The organism is Agrobacterium sp. Azo12 (assembly GCF_029193765.2).
In the GTDB taxonomy this organism is placed as follows: Bacteria; Pseudomonadota; Alphaproteobacteria; order Rhizobiales; family Rhizobiaceae; genus Agrobacterium.
In genome coordinates this window covers 758543-775569 of the sequence record NZ_JARFYO020000003.1, presented here as the reverse complement: position 1 = coordinate 775569, position 17027 = coordinate 758543, and the positions used below count along the sequence as shown (strand labels likewise).

Genomic DNA, 17027 nt, shown 5'->3' with positions numbered 1-17027 from the left:
TCTCCTCATACATCCGCGTTCCCTCAGCCTTTTACGAGGCCCTTATGACTGAAAATCTGATCGAACTGCGCCATATCGGCAAGCGGTTTGGCGGCGTGAAAGCGCTTGACGACGTGTCGCTAAGCATCCGTCCGGGCGAAATACACTGCCTTGCCGGCGAAAACGGCTCCGGTAAATCCACCGTCATCAAGATCATGTCGGGGGTATACACGCCCGAGGACGGCGAAATCCTGATCGATGGAAAGCCGGTCGGCAAACTTGATCCGGTCAAGTCCGTTCATCACGGCATCCAGGTGATCTACCAGGATTTCTCGCTGTTCGGAAACTTGACGGTCGCCGAGAACCTGTCGATCAACACCTTCTTGATGGAGGGACGTAAAACGGTTGACTGGCGGCGTATGCGTGAAATGGCACAACAAGCTCTCGACCGCCTTGGCGTGACGATTGATCTTGATGCTGACGTGGAAAGCCTGCCGACATCTGGCAAACAGATCGTGGCAATTGCCCGCGCGCTTATGGCCGATGCCCGTCTGATCATCATGGACGAACCGACCACAGCGCTGACACGCCATGAAGTCGATGCCTTGTTCAAGATCGTACGCGATATCCAGGCGCAGGGCATTGCCGTGCTGTTCGTCAGCCACAAGATGCGCGAAATGCTTGAAATCAGCGAACGTTTGACCGTTTTCCGTAACGGCAAGAAGGTGGCTGAAGGCCCAATCACCGAGTTCGACGAGCCAGCCATTACCCGTGCCATGACCGGGCAGGACATTGCCGCCCACAGTTACCAGTGGGTACCGGTCGAGGGCGCTGATGCACCGGCACTTGAAGTGCAAAATCTGACCGTTCCGGGATCGGTTGAGAATGCCGATCTGACACTGCGGCGCGGTGAAATCGTCGGCATTTCCGGCCTGATCGGCTCAGGTCGCACAGAACTTGCACTGGCGTTGTTTGGCATGCGCCCTGATTTTACCGGGTCCATGCGTGTGGAGGGCCGCGATGTCCATCCCAAGACAGTACAGGACGGCATTGCCTGTGGCATCGCCTATGTGCCCGAAGACCGCCTGACCGAAGGCCTGTTCCTCACACAGTCGATTGAGCGCAACATCATTGTGACGTCGATCGAGAAATTTGTTCGCGGGTTCTTCATCAACCGCAAGAAGGCCGACGACACGACCCGTGAAATGTTCTCGGCCATGCAGATCGTCGCACCGGGACCGCATACGCCGGTCAACCATCTGTCCGGCGGTAACGCACAACGTGTGGTTCTCGCCCGTTGGCTGCTGACAGGTGCCAAAGTGCTGATCCTCAACGGGCCGACAGTCGGTGTCGACGTCGGCTCCAAGGCGCAGATCCATAACATCATCCGTAAGCTCGCCGAAAAGGAAGGTCTGGCCGTGCTGATGATTTCCGACGACGTGCCAGAACTTGTTCAGAACTGCAACCGCGTGCTGGTTATGCACCGGGGTCGTTTCGTCGGCGAATTGTCGGGAGACACCATGACCGAGGATGCCGTGAATGACCGGCTCAAGACGTTGAATTGAGGGGCCGAAGAACATGAAATTCGTCAAAAGCACAGAATTTATTATCGCCTGCGTCCTGCTTGCAGCGATGATCATCATCGGCCTTATCAACCCGGCTTTCTGGTCGCTCGATAACATCTTCGGCCTGTTACGGTCCAATGTCGTCATCGGCATCATGGCGCTTGGCGTATTGCTGGTGATGATTTCCGGCGGCATCGACGTCTCGTTTACCGCCTTTGCCATCGCAGCGATGTATTTGACCGTGCGTGCCATGGTTTACCTCGGTTACGACGGCGTTCTCATTCCTTTTATTGCCGCGACCCTGATCGGCCTTGCACTTGGCGCATTCAACGGCTTCATCATCCATCGTTTCAAGATGATCCCGCTGATCGTGACGCTCGGTACCGGTTCCATCGTGCGCGGTCTGGTTCTCGGTCTCGTTGGCACCAGCATCGTGAATATCAACAAGATGCCGAAGGAACTGATCGGCTTTGGCAAGACCGACGTGATCTCGCTGACGTCTGCCACAGGCTCGACCTTTGGTCTGACAGCGATGTTCCTCGTCTATCTAGGCTTGGCTTTGGTCATTCACCTCATCCTCAACTACACGATGATGGGGCGCAGTGTGTATGCCTATGGCGGTTCGCCTGAGGCGGCAAAGCGTGTCGGTTTCAACACCGGTGCAACCATCTTCTTTGTCTACTGCGTTGCCGGCGCTCTGGCGGGTTTTTCGGGCCTGCTGCACTCCTCGATGATCTGGCTTGCAAACCCGCGCGATTTCGTCGGCCTCGAGCTCGATGTGATTGCCGCAGTGGTGCTGGGTGGCGCATCGATCTTTGGTGGGCGCGGCACGGTTCTCGGTACTTTGATGGGCGTCTTCATGCTCGTCATGGTCAAGAACTCACTGATCATCATGAAGGTGGATACCACCTGGCAGAAGGTCGTCGTCGGCCTGATCATCATCGTCGCCACCGCCATCACCGCATGGCGTGATCGTAAAAGCATAGCGTGAGGGGAGAGCGCATCATGAAAAATTCGTTCGACATGCGCCGGCTTCTCGGCAACGACAATAACATCCTGCAGCTTCTTGTCATAACGGTCATCGTTTTTGCGCTGATGACCTGGATGAATCCCAGCAAGTTCCTGAACTACTACAACTTTGAATCCATCAGCTACATCATGCCGGAACTGGGGATCCTCTCCATCGCCATGATGATTGCCATGCTGACGGGCGGCATTGATCTCTCCGTGGTTGGCATTGCCAATCTCGCAGGCATCATTGCCGGTGTCTATTTCCACTCCACCATGGTTCAGGCGGGACAGTCTTCCACCTCGGGCATGATATTCTACACCGGCCTTGGCATTCTGCTTGCCATGGCGGTTGGTCTGGTGGCCGGCCTGGTCAATGGCCTGCTGGTTGCCAAACTGCGCATCACCCCGATCCTGGCAACCCTTGGCACCGGTCAGGTGCTGATGGGACTGGCATTGGTCATGACTGGCGGCCCGGCCATTGTCGGTTTTCCCGACGCATGGAACTGGATCGGCAATGGCAAGATCCTTGGTATCGCCACGCCCTTCATCCTGTTCATTGTGGTCTGCCTAATTGTCGCTGTGCTGCTGACGCGCTCGACGCTTGGTATCAATCTCATGCTGATCGGCACCAACCCACGTGCGGCAGTGTTTGCCGGCATCCGCAAAGATCGGATGATGCTCTATTCCTACATGCTAACAGGTGTGCTGGCATCGTTGGCGGGTATCATTCTGTCTGGGCGCACCAATGCTGCCAAATCTGATTACGGTGCATCCTATCTCCTACAGGCCGTGTTGATCGCCGTTCTTGGCGGCACCAATCCAGCTGGCGGCAAAGGCCGTGTTCTCGGCATCGCCATTGCGCTCGTTGCCCTAATGTTGCTCTCCTCAGGCTTCCAGATGATGCGGTTCTCCAACCACCTCATCGATTTCATCTGGGGCGGTTTCCTTATTCTCGTCATCGCCATCAATGCATGGCGCAACCCCGGCAGGTGATCCCATGCAGGAGACAGAATTTAATCTTCGCAGACAGGACTTCACCGAGGTTCCGCATCTTCTGGCCAAAGCCGATGGGCTTAACGTCACGACATTCCGGTACGCCACCGGCATCGAGGCGTTACAGATCGAAAATCGTCGCGGCCGCATCGTCATCCTGCCCTTCATGGGACAGATGATCTGGAGTGTCGAATTTGATGGTGTCGATCTCACCATGGGAAGTCGATTTGCCATGCCTCGGCCAGCAGGTTCGATCGTTGAGACCTATGGTTGCTTTGCATTTCACAGCGGCATGTTGCGCAACGGCTGCCCGTCACCAGAGGACAATCACGCCCTGCATGGCGAAATGCCCTGCGCGTCCATGGACAAGGCCGGATTCGTCATCGGTCACGATGAACGCGGCGCGTTTATCCGTGTCACCGGCGAGATCGAATATGTCATGGGCTTCGGGGCCAATTATCTGGCGCGGCCAAGTGTAACACTGCATGCAGAGGATACGCTGTTCGATATCGTCATGGATATCGAAAACCTGTCATCGGCACCCATGGAACTGATGTATATGTGCCATGTGAACTTCGCGTATGCCAAGGGCGCACGTATCGTTCAGCCGGTGGCTTATACGCCGGAACAGGTGAGGGTGCGCACAGCCGTGCCCGGCCACGTTACACCCAACCCCGATTATCTGTCACTTCTGGACACGCTGGCAAAAAAACCATCCGCCATGGAAGTGCTGGATGAACCACAGCGATATGATCCCGAACAGGTGTTCTACATCAATGGCCTGCCGCAAGATGGCGATGGAAAGACGCATCTGATGATGCAGCGAAACGAGGGTGACGGCTTCGGCATCTCCTATCCACTGGCGGCCTTCCCCAAAACAGTGCGCTGGATATTGGTGAACGGAGATTCGCAAGTCGCCGCTTTTGCCTTGCCGTCGACCTGCGAACCTGAGGGTTATCTGGCGGAAAAAGCCAAAAACAACGTGCAAATCCTTTCTCCGGGCGAACGCAAGATCTTTCCAGTGCGGCTCGGTTATCTCGACCGTGCCGCCGCCGAGCAGTTCGGCGCCAGGATCGGCACTCTTTGAAACAGCATATTCAGGGAAGTTCATCATGAGCAAGAAAATCGGGGTCGTTGGCTCCAACATGGTCGACCTCATCACCTATGTGGACCGCATGCCGGGACCGGGTGAAACGTTAGAAGCACCAACATTCGAAATGGGTTGCGGCGGCAAAGGTGCTAACCAGGCGGTTGCAGCGGCTCGCCTCGGCGCCGATGTAATGATGGTGACCCGTGTCGGCGACGATGTGTTTGCCGACAACACCATTCGCAATCTCGCAAGTTTTGGTGTTGATACCCGCCATGTGGAAAAGATCGCTGGCCGCTCCAGCGGCGTTGCACCGATTTTTGTCGAGCAATCGGGCGAGAACTCGATCCTTATCGTCAAGGGCGCCAATGCGGATCTTCTGCCTGCGGAAGTCGATAAGGCAGCGTCCGATCTCAAACAATGCGGCCTCATTCTGATGCAGATGGAAGTGCCGGTTGAAACTGTCTATCACACGATAGAGCTTGCAGCCAAAAACGGTATTGAGACCATTCTCAACCCGGCCCCGGCGGCAGCCGATCTCGACCCGGAACGTATCCGTCAGGTCACCTTCCTTGTCCCGAACGAAAGCGAACTGGCGCTGCTGTCCGGTCTGCCAACCGATACCGATGATGACATTGTCACTGCTGCCCGTTCACTGATCGCACGCGGTATTCGTACCGTCATCGTAACGCTGGGTGGACGCGGCGCGCGCATGATTACCGCAACGGAAATCGTCAACATCGCCCCGGTTAAAGTCACGCCAAAAGATACTACCGGGGCAGGCGATGCCTTTATCGGTTCTTTTGCCCGGTTCTACGCAGAAAATGGCGACGTCGTTTCTTCCTTAAAAAAGGCGTCGCTTTACGCGGCCCACTCCATCACCCGTCCCGGAACACAGAAGGCCTACGCCAGCGTCGAAGAGTTCGAGGCATTTTGCCGCGAACATGCTGCCGTTAGCGCCTGATCTCAAGAATGGACAGAAAATGAGCGAAAACTTCCCACGAAACAATGGCACACCCCTAAAGCCGGAATGGTTTGAGGATGTGTCTGTCAATCGCAGCGCATCCGAGCGGCGGGCATCGACAATCACCGCGCGGCGCTCTATCAAAAAGGAATATCAGGTCGCATGGCAGATCAAGGCCATCACCTGCATCGACCTGACAACATTGTCGGGCGATGACACGGCCGGGCGCGTCCGCCGCCTTTGTGCCAAGGCGCGCCGCCCAGTCCGCGACGACATTCTGGAGGCGCTTGGTCTCGCCGATGCCGGCATCACCACCGGCGCGGTATGCGTCTACCCTACAATGGTCGCGCACGCCGTTAAGGCACTGGAAGGAACGAAAATTTCGGTTGCGTCCGTCGCAACAGGGTTTCCATCTGGTCTGACACCGCTTCCGCAGCGACTGGCGGAAATTCGTTATGCCGTCGACCAGGGCGCAAAAGAGATCGATATCGTCATTACTCGTGAATTCGTTCTGACGCAGAACTGGACTGGACTTTATGACGAGATCGCCGCGATGCGCGAAGCCTGCGGGGATGCCCATATGAAGGCCATTCTGGCAACGGGTGACCTCAACACGCTGACCAATGTTTATCGTGCCTCGATGGTAGCGATGCAGGCGGGTTCCGACTTCATCAAAACTTCGACCGGCAAAGAGGAAGTAAATGCTACGCTGCCGGTTAGCCTGACCATGGTGCGTGCTCTGCGCGACTACGGCGAACTGACAGGCCAGATGGTTGGCTTCAAACCTGCCGGCGGCTTGAAAACTGCAAAGGACGCGCTGTCCTGGCTCACCCTGATGAAAGAAGAATTGGGCAATCGCTGGCTGGAACCTGACCTGTTCCGCATCGGTGCCAGCTCGATGCTTGGCGATATCGAGCGGCAGCTCGAACATTTCGTAACCGGCCGCTACTCCAGCGCTCATCACCACGCTGCCGCATAAGGACTGAAAAAATGGTATCCATTAAGGACATTTTGCAAACCATGGAATATGGACCTTCCCCCGAGGCGAATGGCGATGTGAAGCAGTGGCTCGATAAACACGGACGCTCATTCGGTCACTACATCAACGGCCGTTTCGTAACTCCGGAAGGCCGCAAAACCATTGCCGTATCAAACCCCGCGAACGGCGAAAGCCTGGCGCAAATCGTTTGCGGCAATGAGGATGACGTCGATCTGGCGGTCAAGGCAGCCCGTGCGGCCTTCGGAAAATGGTCGAAACTATCCGGCCATGAACGTGCCCGTTATCTCTATGCCATTGCGCGTCACGTCCAGAAGCGTGAGCGTTTCCTGTCGGTTCTCGAAACCATGGACAACGGCAAGCCGGTTCGCGAAACCCGCGATATCGATATTCCTCTCGTTGCCCGTCATTTCTACCACCATGCCGGTTGGGCTGAGATGGTGGAAGACGAGTTCCGTGGCTTCTCGCCCGTTGGCGTTTGCGGTCAAGTCATTCCGTGGAATTTCCCGCTGTTGATGCTGGCATGGAAGATCGCACCAGCACTGGCCGCCGGCAATACCGTGGTGCTGAAGCCCGCTGATCTGACACCGCTAACAGCCATTGCTTTTGCAGAAATCTGCCATGAGGTTGGTCTGCCAGCAGGTGTCGTCAACATCATCCAGGGTGATGGCTCGACCGGTGCAGCCGTCTGTGGCCATGACGGCATCGACAAGGTCGCGTTTACCGGTTCAACGCAGGTTGGTCGGGTCATCAGGGAGCAGATTGCCGGTTCGGGCAAAAAACTTTCGCTGGAACTGGGCGGCAAATCACCGTTCATCGTCTTCGAAGATGCTGATCTGGATGCTGCCGTTGAAGGTGTGGTTGATGCCATCTGGTTCAACCAGGGTGAGGTGTGCTGCGCGGGTTCCCGCCTGCTGGTGCAGGAAGGTATTGCCGAGACGTTTTACGCTCGCCTGAAAAAGCGCTTGGAAACACTGCGCGTTGGTGATCCGCTCGACAAGTCGACCGATGTCGGCGCGATTGTTTCCGCTACGCAGGTAAAGCGCATCACCGATCTGGTTCGCAAGGGCGTGGATGAAGGTGGCGAACTCTGGCAAAGCAAGAACCCGTTGCCAGCAAAAGGCAATTATATCGCCCCCGGCTTCTTCACCGAAGTTGATCAGGCCGCTACCGTTTGCCAGGTGGAAATCTTTGGTCCAATTGCCGCCGCCTTCACGTTCCGTACCCCGGACGAAGCCGCAGCACTGGCCAACAACACCCGCTACGGCCTTGCCGCATCGATCTGGTCGGAAAACATCAATGTGGCGCTTGATCTGGCGGCACGCGTCAAGGCTGGTGTGGTGTGGATCAACTGCACCAACATGCTTGATGCCGGTGCTGGCTTCGGTGGGTACCGTGAAAGCGGCTTTGGCCGTGAAGGTGCGCGCGAAGGCCTTTATGAATATCTGGCTGCCGATTGGGAAAAGAGCCTCCCGGTCGCCAAGGCCCTTGAAACCTTCACCCCGTCGGCCTTGCCGTCAGGAGACAGCAAGATGGCGGTCGATGGTCTCGACCGGACCATGAAGAACTATATCGGCGGTAAACAGGCCCGTCCCGACGGTGGCTACAGCTACTCCGTGACAGGCAAGGGCAACGCGGTAATCGGCATGGCCAGCATTGGCAACCGCAAGGATATCCGCAATGCCGTGGAAGCAGCCTCCAAGGCAACAAGCTGGAGCTCCGCAACAGCCCATAACCGTGCACAGGTGCTTTATTATCTTGCCGAAAACCTTGATGCACGGCGCGGCGAATTCGTCGCGCGTATCATCGAAAGCACCGGCGTGAGCGAGAAGAAGGCAACGGAGGAGTTCGAGGCATCGCTGCGTCGTATCTCCTACTACGCTGCACAGGCCGACAAGTTTGATGGCGCGGTGCATTCGACCAAAACTCGCCATGTCACGCTTGCCATGAATGAACCATGGGGCATTGTCGGCGTCGTGTGCCCGGATGAAGCACCGCTTCTGTCTTTGGTGTCGCTGGTCCTGCCAGCGATCGCCATGGGCAACCGCGTTGTTGTCATCCCCTCATCACGACATCCACTGATTGCCGGTGATTTCTATCAGGTGCTGGACACATCGGATGTGCCGGGTGGCGTTATCAACATCGTGACCGGTGAGCGTGACGTGCTGGCAAAGACATTGGCTGAGCATGATGAGGTGGCTGCTGTCTGGTACTTCGGCTCGGACAAGGGAAGCACGATGGTTGAAAAAGCATCTGCCGGAAACCTGAAAGCAACCTGGGTCAATAACGGCCGCCAGCCCGATTGGCTGAACCGTTCCGAGGCGCAGGGGCGCGATTATCTGCGCAGGGCCATTCAGGTGAAGAACATCTGGGTGCCTTACGGCGCCTGACACGGTCCAACTGCAGGGCCAATCAAGATAAGATCAGTCACGGGGTTTACCGAACCCCGTGACATCTTTGACCAAAGCAAGCTCGCCAGACACGGCAGGATCGTATCAACGGTCTCTGATCAAGAAGCGCAACAGATTGGCGTAACCACGTGCGTCATCTATTGCACGATGGGTATGCTCGACCGACCCGAGCCATTCAGCCGGATATTTTTTGACATCGCAGTTCCAGTGCTCACGTCCGGTTTTTCCGGTAACCATCGACATGATGCAAAGTGGTGCATAGCGAAATAACCGGTCCTCCACCCAAGGCCCTTCCAACAATGGCCTGCCGGTAAACCGTGTCAGATAATAGTCAAACCACGGTCCATCGAGAGAAACCGGATGCGCTGCAAAGATCGGACGGTGTCCAAGCGACCTGATCCAATTGACGAAGCGTTTAATGACAGCATCCGGTGGCTGCGCATTTTCCGTCGCCGCCTCATATGCTTCTGGAAACCGCTTCCAGAAATCCATTACAGCCGGGTCACTCACTGCACCATCGAGGCGTTGCAGAACACCTTCAAACTCGCCAAGAATCTCACCAGTTTCGGAAACCCCGACAGATCCGAAAGAAAGCATCGAATTCAGTCCCGGTATGGGACCGTCAAATTCGCAATCCGTCACGATGTAGATGTAAGCCACAGCAAGCTCCTTGTGTCGTAACGACGATGTCGCCTAAGCGATCTAAGCATGTGAAAATTCAACTGTCATGATGGATTTTCGGCGCCGAAAGCCGATGATTTTTCACAAAGAAGAACACTCTGACCTCTCGGATATCGGGCACGACATGCAAAATCCCTGACATTGCCATCTACCGCATGGTTCATCTGATGTTAAAACAACGCAGGTCTCGACAAACCGCCCAGTTTCAGGCTGGGCAGATTACAAGCCTCTGAACGGATAATGGCGCAATGAAACTTATTGGTATTTTGGGCGGCATGTCCGCCGCGTCGACACAAACCTACTACCGCAAGCTCTGCGAAATCACGAGGCAGCGCCTTGGCGGTCTTCATTCCCCTGAACTTTTGATCCGCTCGCTTGATTTCGCGAAAATTGAGACATTACAAAGCGCTGGCAAGTGGGAAGAAGCCGGGCAGATTTTGAATGCCGAGGCCAAGGCACTGGAACGTGGCGGCGCAGATTTTATCATTCTCGCGACCAACACCATGCATAAACTTGCCGATCAGATGATGAGCGGCGTCGGCATTCCCTTGCTGCATATTGCAGATGCCACCGCTGGCCGCATTAGCGAAGCAGGTCTCCATAGACCCGGCCTCATGGCAACGGCATTCACCATGGAGCAAAGCTTCTACACGGGGCGGTTGATCGAAGCCGGGCTCGATCCGGTTCTGCCTGATGCTGATGACCGCGCAGTTGTTCATCACATCATCTATGATGAACTGTGCAAGGACATCACCACGGATGACAGCCGTTCCACATACGAGCAAATCGCCCAGCGCATCGTCGATACGGGCGCCGACTGCATGATCCTAGGCTGCACCGAAATCGGCATGTTGCTCAATCAGGATAATGTCTCCGTGGAGGTTTTCGACACCACATTGATCCATTGCGAAGCGGCAATTGATATGGCCCTTGCGAGCTGACGAAACCCTTTGACGGATCAAACGACGTCGGCTGCCAATTGGCATTCTTTGTAATGAGCCCTTAGATCCAGAACAACATCCACCAACACTCGTGCGGTCATACGGACCGCAGGAGCGGTTCGCGGCCATCTATTTCATCACCGACATTTCTCGCCATTCAACCTGCTTTTCAGTATCAGCATGTTTTTCGAATTCGAACATGTAAATTAATTTGACAACATGTTGTTACCTGCCTATGGTCGCCACAGGTTGAGGCTCGGGGAGGGCCAGACCGGGAGGCTTTAACTACCTTTCGACTGTTGGCCGTGTCACTCCGTGACACGGAATGTTTCCCCGTGTCTTGCAGCGATAATGACCAGACGCAGGAAAGAAGTGATGGCAAGAAAGCGGATCGTACATCTCGGCAACGCGTTTCTCGATACGATCGTTTATCTGCCTTCGTTGCCCACGCAGCCAACGAAAATCCGGGCATTGGACGTTCGAAAAACAGGCGGCGGCATAGCGGCAACTGCGGCCTATACAACAGCCTCACTGGGTGCTGACACTGTCTATCTCGGCCGCCTTGGTCGCGATGAAACAGGTGACCAGATCCTTGCTCGTCTGGCACAGATAGGCGTGGATACAGGCTCCGTGCGCAGAGTGGAAGGCGGGATTAGTCCAATAGGTACGATCCTTGTCTCCCCCGATGGTGACCGCATGGCGTTCGGTTTTATCGGTCGCGATCTGGGAGACGATGCCGACTGGTTGCCACTTGAAAGACTTGATGGTGTTGATGGCGTTCTTGCCGACTATAGCTGGTGGGAAGGTGCCGCCACCATTTTCAGGGCAGCGCGTGAGCGTGGGATCGTTACTGTTCTTGATGCCGATGTCGGCGACATGAATGCGGTCAACCAACTGCTTCAACTCCCTGACCACATTGTCTTTTCCGCCGCCTGTCTCGCACGGTTGACCGGTAGAGATGATGTCGAAAATGGCCTTCGAGATGCGCGTTCGCTTTGCCGTGGTGTCGTGGCCGTCACCGACGGGGAGCGGGGTTTCTTCTGGCTGGATGGTCAGGAAATACGCAACGTGCCAGCCTTTCCGGTGGTGGCGGTCGATACCAATGGTGCCGGTGACATATTCCATGGCGCCTACACGCTTGGCTTGGCCGAAGGAATGGATGTTGAGCAGGCCGCGCGCTTTGCAGGCGCATCAGCTGCATTGAAATGTGCTCGAGGCAGTGGCTGGGAAAGTATCCCGGACCGCGCAGCCGTCGAGCTTTTGTTGAACGGGAGCAATGCATGAACATCACACCAGGTAAACTCTGGGGCCTTCGCCGCCTCGCAGACGACAATGGTCGTTTCAAGATGCTGGCAATGGACCAGACAGGTCCGATCGTCAATCCGATCAAGGCCGCTCGCAAACTTGACCATGCACCTTATGAGGACGTTTCTGCCGTCAAACGGCTGCTCGGCAAATATCTGGCTCCCAAGGCCTCTGCGGTTCTGATTGATCCGCCACTGGGTTATGCCTCGGCTGTTGACGGTATTTCACCTCGCAAGGGCCTGTTGGTTGCGACGGAATGGGCGACTTGGGAAGTAACCCCGACCGGTCGCAAGTCGGAAAACATCCCGGGTTGGGACCCATCCGTCATTCGCAAGGTCGGCGGCGATGGCGTGAAGGTCAACCTCTGGTTCCGTGAGGATGTCAGCGCGGATGTGAAGGCACACCAGCTTGCCTATCTCGATAGCGTCAAGAAGGATTGCCGCGACAACGACATTCCCTTCATTCTTGAATTCCTGGTTTACCCGTTCCCGGATGAAACCCCGGAAGCATTCGCCGCCAGACGCGTTGAACTGGTGTTGAAGTCGCTTGCCGACAAGGAAATCATGAACCCTGATGGCGTTGATGTTTACAAGCTCGAACCGCCAACCGAAACAACCGACGTTCCCGATCCTGATGGCAAGGATGCCGCCATGATCCAGGCCCGGTTTGACAAGATGGCAGCAGGGATCGGTCGTCCATGGGTGCTGCTGAGCGCCGGGTCGACACCGGAAGACTTCTTGCGACTGTTGACCTACGCCTATCGTGCAGGTGCCAATGGTTATCTGGCTGGCCGCGCAATATGGTCACAGGCGTTCTCACATTTTCCTGACCTGCCGGTAATGGAAAAGGCGCTTGCCAATGAAGCACCGGGCTTCATGGACCGTCTAAACAGCCTGACCGACCAGATGGCAACGCCTTGGCAGGATCATGCCAGCACCAGCGGCACGATCACGATGGAACCGGCCGGGGAAGCCTTCGCCCCGCAATACTCACAGTTCATCCGTTCGGCCTCGGCCGTTCACTCCTGAACCTTGCAGCAAAGAGAACAAGCGTGAACTATCTCGATTTCTCAGGTGTCCTGTCGCGTAGCGACCTTCTGATAAAGGGGGTCCTGCTGACAGCGCAGATTTCCCTCATCGCGATGTCGTTTGCGCTTGTCATCGCTATTGTCGCGGCGGTTCTGACGTTAAGCCCGAACCGCCTCATCAGACTACCAGTGCTTGGCTACGTCGAGGCAATTCGCAATACGCCCTTCATTGTGCAGGTCTTCCTGATTTATTTTGGACTGCCGGCGCTCGGGCTTCGTTTATCACCGATGGCAGCGGCAATTCTTGCCATGTCGATCTATGGTGGCGCCTATTGCAGCGAGATCGTACGTGCTGGCATCCAGGGCATTCCAAAGGGCCAGATCGAAGCGGGACGTGCGCTTGGCATGTCGCCGTATCTGATTTTTCGCCACATCAGCATGAAGCCGGCAATTGCCGCCGTTTTTCCGTCGCTAGTTGCGCAGTTCATTCTGCTTCTCCTGTCCTCCAGCGTGGTTTCGGCCATTTCAGTGCCCGAACTAACTGGAACCGGCAACGACATTCAGGGCCTGACAATGCGCAATATGGAGATCTACATGGTTATCGCTGTCATTTACGTGGCACTTGTCGCGGCCCTTAAGGGATCGATGACAATCCTTGAGCGCGTGCTCTTTCCCTTCAAGTTTTTGGGACGCTGAGCCATGTTCCAGCAATATAGTCTCACACATGTACAGTTCATGATCGAAGGCCTCGGCTGGACTGTGTTTCTTGCAGCAGTTGCCCTTGTCGGTGGTTCAATCGCAGGCGCAGTTCTGACGTTGATGCGCGTGTCGTCAAACAGCTTCATCAGCCGTGCGGCGCAATTCTATATCTTTGTGATGCAAGGTACGCCGCTGCTGGTGACACTGTTCATCGCGTATTTCGGCGCCGCCTATCTGGGGCTTGCGACCAACCCGCTGATGGCCATCGCCGTTGCGTTCTCTTTTTATGCCGCTGCGTTTCTGGGTGATATCTGGCGTGGCGCCATTCAATCGGTGCCAGCAGGTCAACGCGAAGGGGCTCACGCTCTTGGTCTCAGCCGTACCCATTCGATGTATTACATTATCGTGCCGCAGGCGATCCGCATTGCGACGCCACCAACCGTCGGTTTCTTTGTCCAGCTGATCAAGAACACCTCGCTGACATCGATTGTGGGTTTTACCGAACTGACCCGCACGGCCCAGATCGTCAGCAATGCCACCTTCAAGCCACTCGAGGTCTATCTGACAGCCGCGCTGTTGTATTTCCTCGTCTGCTTTCCGCTTTCCCTATTCAGTCGTCGCCTCGAGCGCCGGCTTGCCACCTGACAATCAACTTTCAACGGAGGAGGACCGTAATGAAAAAGACATTCAGAAATATTGTAATAGGCGCAACTGCGCTGGTGCTCGCGTCGTCTGCGGCTATGGCCCAGCAGGCAGGCAACACACTGGATACCATCATCCAGCGCGGCAAAATCATTGTCGGCATTTCGCTGTCGACGCCACCCTATGGCATGACCGATCAATCGATGAAGCCTTCAGGCTTCGACGTGGCAATTGCCAATCTGATTGCCAAAGATCTGGGCGTGGAGCTTGAGGTCGTCGACCAGGTATCGCAGGCGCGTATTCCAAACCTGACCACCGGCAAGGTCGATATTGTGATCTCTTCCCTCGGCATCACCTCTGAACGCGCAAAGGCGATCATGTACACCAATGCCATCTATGTGGATGAACAGATGGTGATCGCCCCTGCCAGTTCCGACTTCAAGACGCTTGAAGACCTTGTTGGCAAACGCGTAGGCGTGACACGCTCAACCACCAACGACACGATCCTTACTGAAAAGGCCGTCGAAGGCACCAACATCCAGCGCTTCGATGATGATGCCGCCACCAATCAGGCCCTGTTTTCCGGCCAGGTCGATGCCATTGTGTCAGGTGTTGCGGCCGCAAACGCCATCAATGCACAGACTGATCAGTTCCAGCGCAAATTCGCCGTTCGCCAGTCGCCAATGGGCATTGGCGTACGCCGCGGTGACTTTGATCTGCACCAGTGGCTGAACACCGAGATCATGTTGCTGTGGAACTCCGGTGCAATCCAGGCTGCACAGAAGGAGTGGCTTGGCATCATCAACGAAAATGTTCCGCGCTTCTAATTCTTGCAGGACGGCGGCGGGCACAAAGGCCGCCGTCCATCTCACATTTCCATCTGAAAGGTCCGACCGATGTCGCGCATCACACTTCGCCAACTTCTCGATCACGCCGCCGAATTTCAATATGGCGTCCCCGCCTTCAGCGTAACCTGCATGGAGCAGATGCTGGCGGTGATGAATGCAGCCGATGCGGTCGATTCTCCCGTGATCCTTCAGGTCGGAACAAAGGCACGCAGCTATGCGACCGACGTGATGATCGACCATCTGTTCGCGGCCATCGAAAAACTCTATCCGCATATTCCAATCGTTGTGCACCAAGACCACGGAAACAGCGAAGCGACCTGTGCCACCGCGCTCCAAATTGGCTTCAGCTCGGTGATGATGGATGGCTCGCTGGAAGCCGATGCCAAGACACCGTCAGATTATGATTACAATGTTCGCGTTACCTCGACAGTGTCGTCGATGGCCCATTGGATGGGTGCTTCGGTTGAGGGGGAGATTGGTGTTCTGGGCAAACTGGAATCGCGCAGTGATGAACGCCTGCTGACGGATCCCGATCAGGCTGTCGAATTCGTGAAGGCAACAAAGGTCGATGCACTGGCAATTGCCATGGGCACCTCGCATGGCGCCTATAAATTTGACCGCAAACCCGATGGAGATGTGCTGGCCATGGACCGGCTCGAAGAAATCCACCGCCGTTTGCCCGACACACATCTCGTCATGCACGGCTCGTCGTCTGTCCCGCAGGAATTGCAGGACATCATGAACAAGTACGGCGCCGACATCAAACAGACCTGGGGCGTGCCGATTGAAGAAATCCAGCGCGGCATCAAACACGGTGTGCGCAAAGTCAATATCGACACCGACAACCGCATGGCACTGGTTGGCCAGATCCGCCGCGTCATGCATGAAGATCCCAAGGAATTCGACATTCGCAATATGATGAAGCCGGGAATGGATGCCATCAGCAAGCTCTGCCGTCAGCGCCTTGAGGAGTTTGGAACCGCTGGCAATGCAAGCCGCATCAAGGTTATCCCGATGGCGGATATGGCCCGCCGTTACGCATCCGGATCGCTTGATCCGAAGATTGCCTGATAAGCCTGGAGAGCAAGACATGACCGGAAGCGAGATCGTTGTGGAAGCGCGCCAGATGTCGAAATATTTCGGTGCCTTTCAGGCACTGAACGGCATCGAGACAACAATTCGCAAGGGCGAAACGATCGTCATTTGCGGACCATCAGGCTCGGGAAAGTCGACCTTTATCCGCTGCCTGAACGGGCTGGAACACCATCAGTCCGGCAAGTTGAAAGTGTGTGGCATAGAACTGACCAACAAGCGCGAAAGTGTGGATGCGGTGCGGCGACGCACGGGTATGGTGTTTCAGAACTTCAACCTTTTCCCGCATATGACTGTGCTGGAAAATTGCATGATTGCGCCGATGAAGGTCAAAGGCATTGCTCGGGAAGAGGCACGCGCAACGGCTGAACGTTTTCTGGCCCGTGTGAGGATACCAGAGCAGGCAAACAAATACCCGGTGCAGCTATCCGGCGGCCAGCAGCAACGTGTTGCCATTGCACGGGCATTGTCGATGAGCCCGGAACTGATGTTGTTCGATGAGCCAACCTCAGCACTGGATCCTGAAATGGTGCGTGAAGTGCTCGACACCATGGTCGAGCTGGCCAATGAAGGATCGACCATGATCTGCGTGACACACGAGATGCATTTCGCGCGTCAAGTGGCAGACCGCATCATCTTCATGGATCGCGGCGCAATCGTTGAATCCGCCGCGCCGGAAGAGTTCTTCGGTCAACCGCGTACTGAACGTGCCCGCGATTTTCTTGCACAGATGTTGCACTGACGGAAGCTTGGTGCAGGCACTCTAGCGCCTGCGTATTGGCGCA

At 55.8% G+C, this 17027-nt stretch carries 16 protein-coding genes; 15 read left to right on the top strand and 1 reads right to left on the bottom strand.

What is annotated here, in order from left to right; translation table 11 throughout:
- Positions 1-44: 44 nt before the first annotated feature.
- The 7 genes from PYL13_RS25580 to PYL13_RS25550 are packed head-to-tail and all read left to right on the top strand — an operon-like array spanning position 45 to position 8986.
- Positions 45-1544: a sugar ABC transporter ATP-binding protein gene (locus tag PYL13_RS25580; protein WP_275642762.1), complete on the top strand. Its 1500-nt coding sequence runs from the start codon at positions 45-47 to the stop codon at positions 1542-1544.
- A gap of 13 nt (positions 1545-1557) precedes the next feature.
- Positions 1558-2535 (top strand): ABC transporter permease, encoded by a 978-nt coding sequence (locus PYL13_RS25575; RefSeq protein WP_192490714.1) that lies wholly within the window; start codon positions 1558-1560, stop codon positions 2533-2535.
- Positions 2536-2549: 14 nt separating this feature from the next.
- On the top strand, positions 2550-3548 hold the full coding sequence (locus PYL13_RS25570; RefSeq protein ID WP_275642761.1) for an ABC transporter permease: 999 nt from the start codon (positions 2550-2552) through the stop codon (positions 3546-3548).
- Positions 3549-3552: 4 nt separating this feature from the next.
- A complete protein-coding gene (locus PYL13_RS25565) occupies positions 3553-4635 on the top strand; it encodes an aldose 1-epimerase family protein (RefSeq protein WP_275642760.1) in 1083 nt (360 codons plus the stop codon).
- Between the two features lie 25 nt (positions 4636-4660).
- Positions 4661-5599 (top strand): ribokinase, encoded by a 939-nt coding sequence (rbsK, locus tag PYL13_RS25560; RefSeq protein WP_275642759.1) that lies wholly within the window; start codon positions 4661-4663, stop codon positions 5597-5599.
- 19 nt (positions 5600-5618) lie between these two features.
- Positions 5619-6578: a deoxyribose-phosphate aldolase gene (gene deoC, locus PYL13_RS25555; protein ID WP_259148336.1), complete on the top strand. Its 960-nt coding sequence runs from the start codon at positions 5619-5621 to the stop codon at positions 6576-6578.
- 11 nt (positions 6579-6589) lie between these two features.
- A complete protein-coding gene (locus PYL13_RS25550) occupies positions 6590-8986 on the top strand; it encodes an aldehyde dehydrogenase family protein (RefSeq protein WP_275642758.1) in 2397 nt (798 codons plus the stop codon).
- Positions 8987-9091: 105 nt separating this feature from the next.
- Here the strand turns inward: PYL13_RS25550 and PYL13_RS25545 are convergent, their stop codons facing one another.
- Positions 9092-9667: a DNA polymerase III subunit epsilon gene (locus PYL13_RS25545; protein ID WP_275642757.1), complete on the bottom strand. Its 576-nt coding sequence runs from the start codon at positions 9665-9667 to the stop codon at positions 9092-9094.
- 269 nt (positions 9668-9936) lie between these two features.
- Here PYL13_RS25545 and PYL13_RS25540 point away from each other — a divergent pair, with 269 nt between their 5' ends.
- From PYL13_RS25540 to PYL13_RS25505, 8 genes are all read left to right on the top strand, one after another.
- Entirely contained in the window at positions 9937-10629 is a 693-nt protein-coding gene (locus tag PYL13_RS25540) for an aspartate/glutamate racemase family protein (RefSeq protein WP_275642756.1), read from the top strand.
- Positions 10630-11004: 375 nt separating this feature from the next.
- Positions 11005-11913 carry a PfkB family carbohydrate kinase gene (locus PYL13_RS25535; RefSeq protein WP_275642755.1) on the top strand — a complete coding sequence of 303 codons (909 nt, stop codon included), beginning with the start codon at positions 11005-11007 and terminating at the stop codon, positions 11911-11913.
- On the top strand, positions 11910-12962 hold the full coding sequence (locus PYL13_RS25530; protein ID WP_275642754.1) for a tagatose 1,6-diphosphate aldolase: 1053 nt from the start codon (positions 11910-11912) through the stop codon (positions 12960-12962). The genes PYL13_RS25535 and PYL13_RS25530 overlap by 4 nt, the downstream gene beginning before the upstream one ends.
- Before the next feature lie 23 nt (positions 12963-12985).
- Positions 12986-13657: an amino acid ABC transporter permease gene (locus tag PYL13_RS25525; RefSeq protein ID WP_275642753.1), complete on the top strand. Its 672-nt coding sequence runs from the start codon at positions 12986-12988 to the stop codon at positions 13655-13657.
- A 3-nt stretch (positions 13658-13660) separates the two neighbouring features.
- Complete coding sequence (locus PYL13_RS25520) at positions 13661-14305, top strand: amino acid ABC transporter permease (RefSeq protein WP_275642752.1); 645 nt, start codon at positions 13661-13663, stop codon at positions 14303-14305.
- Between the two features lie 29 nt (positions 14306-14334).
- Positions 14335-15129, top strand: coding sequence for a transporter substrate-binding domain-containing protein (locus PYL13_RS25515; RefSeq protein ID WP_275642751.1), 795 nt, complete (start codon positions 14335-14337; stop codon positions 15127-15129).
- Between the two features lie 69 nt (positions 15130-15198).
- Positions 15199-16221, top strand: a complete 1023-nt coding sequence (gene fba / locus PYL13_RS25510; RefSeq protein WP_275642750.1) for a class II fructose-bisphosphate aldolase — start codon at positions 15199-15201, stop codon at positions 16219-16221.
- Positions 16222-16240: 19 nt separating this feature from the next.
- Positions 16241-16984, top strand: a complete 744-nt coding sequence (locus PYL13_RS25505; protein ID WP_275642749.1) for an amino acid ABC transporter ATP-binding protein — start codon at positions 16241-16243, stop codon at positions 16982-16984.
- Positions 16985-17027 lie beyond the last annotated feature (43 nt).

Coding starts and splice junctions, on each gene's coding strand:
- fba (WP_275642750.1), top strand. CDS start 15,199: ATGTCGCGCATCACACTTCGCCAACTTCTCGATCACGCCGCCGAATTT.
- PYL13_RS25530 (WP_275642754.1), top strand. CDS start 11,910: ATGAACATCACACCAGGTAAACTCTGGGGCCTTCGCCGCCTCGCAGAC.
- rbsK (WP_275642759.1), top strand. CDS start 4,661: ATGAGCAAGAAAATCGGGGTCGTTGGCTCCAACATGGTCGACCTCATC.
- deoC (WP_259148336.1), top strand. CDS start 5,619: ATGAGCGAAAACTTCCCACGAAACAATGGCACACCCCTAAAGCCGGAA.
- PYL13_RS25575 (WP_192490714.1), top strand. CDS start 1,558: ATGAAATTCGTCAAAAGCACAGAATTTATTATCGCCTGCGTCCTGCTT.
- PYL13_RS25520 (WP_275642752.1), top strand. CDS start 13,661: ATGTTCCAGCAATATAGTCTCACACATGTACAGTTCATGATCGAAGGC.
- PYL13_RS25540 (WP_275642756.1), top strand. CDS start 9,937: ATGAAACTTATTGGTATTTTGGGCGGCATGTCCGCCGCGTCGACACAA.
- PYL13_RS25535 (WP_275642755.1), top strand. CDS start 11,005: ATGGCAAGAAAGCGGATCGTACATCTCGGCAACGCGTTTCTCGATACG.
- PYL13_RS25515 (WP_275642751.1), top strand. CDS start 14,335: ATGAAAAAGACATTCAGAAATATTGTAATAGGCGCAACTGCGCTGGTG.
- PYL13_RS25505 (WP_275642749.1), top strand. CDS start 16,241: ATGACCGGAAGCGAGATCGTTGTGGAAGCGCGCCAGATGTCGAAATAT.
- PYL13_RS25580 (WP_275642762.1), top strand. CDS start 45: ATGACTGAAAATCTGATCGAACTGCGCCATATCGGCAAGCGGTTTGGC.
- PYL13_RS25550 (WP_275642758.1), top strand. CDS start 6,590: ATGGTATCCATTAAGGACATTTTGCAAACCATGGAATATGGACCTTCC.
- PYL13_RS25570 (WP_275642761.1), top strand. CDS start 2,550: ATGAAAAATTCGTTCGACATGCGCCGGCTTCTCGGCAACGACAATAAC.
- PYL13_RS25565 (WP_275642760.1), top strand. CDS start 3,553: ATGCAGGAGACAGAATTTAATCTTCGCAGACAGGACTTCACCGAGGTT.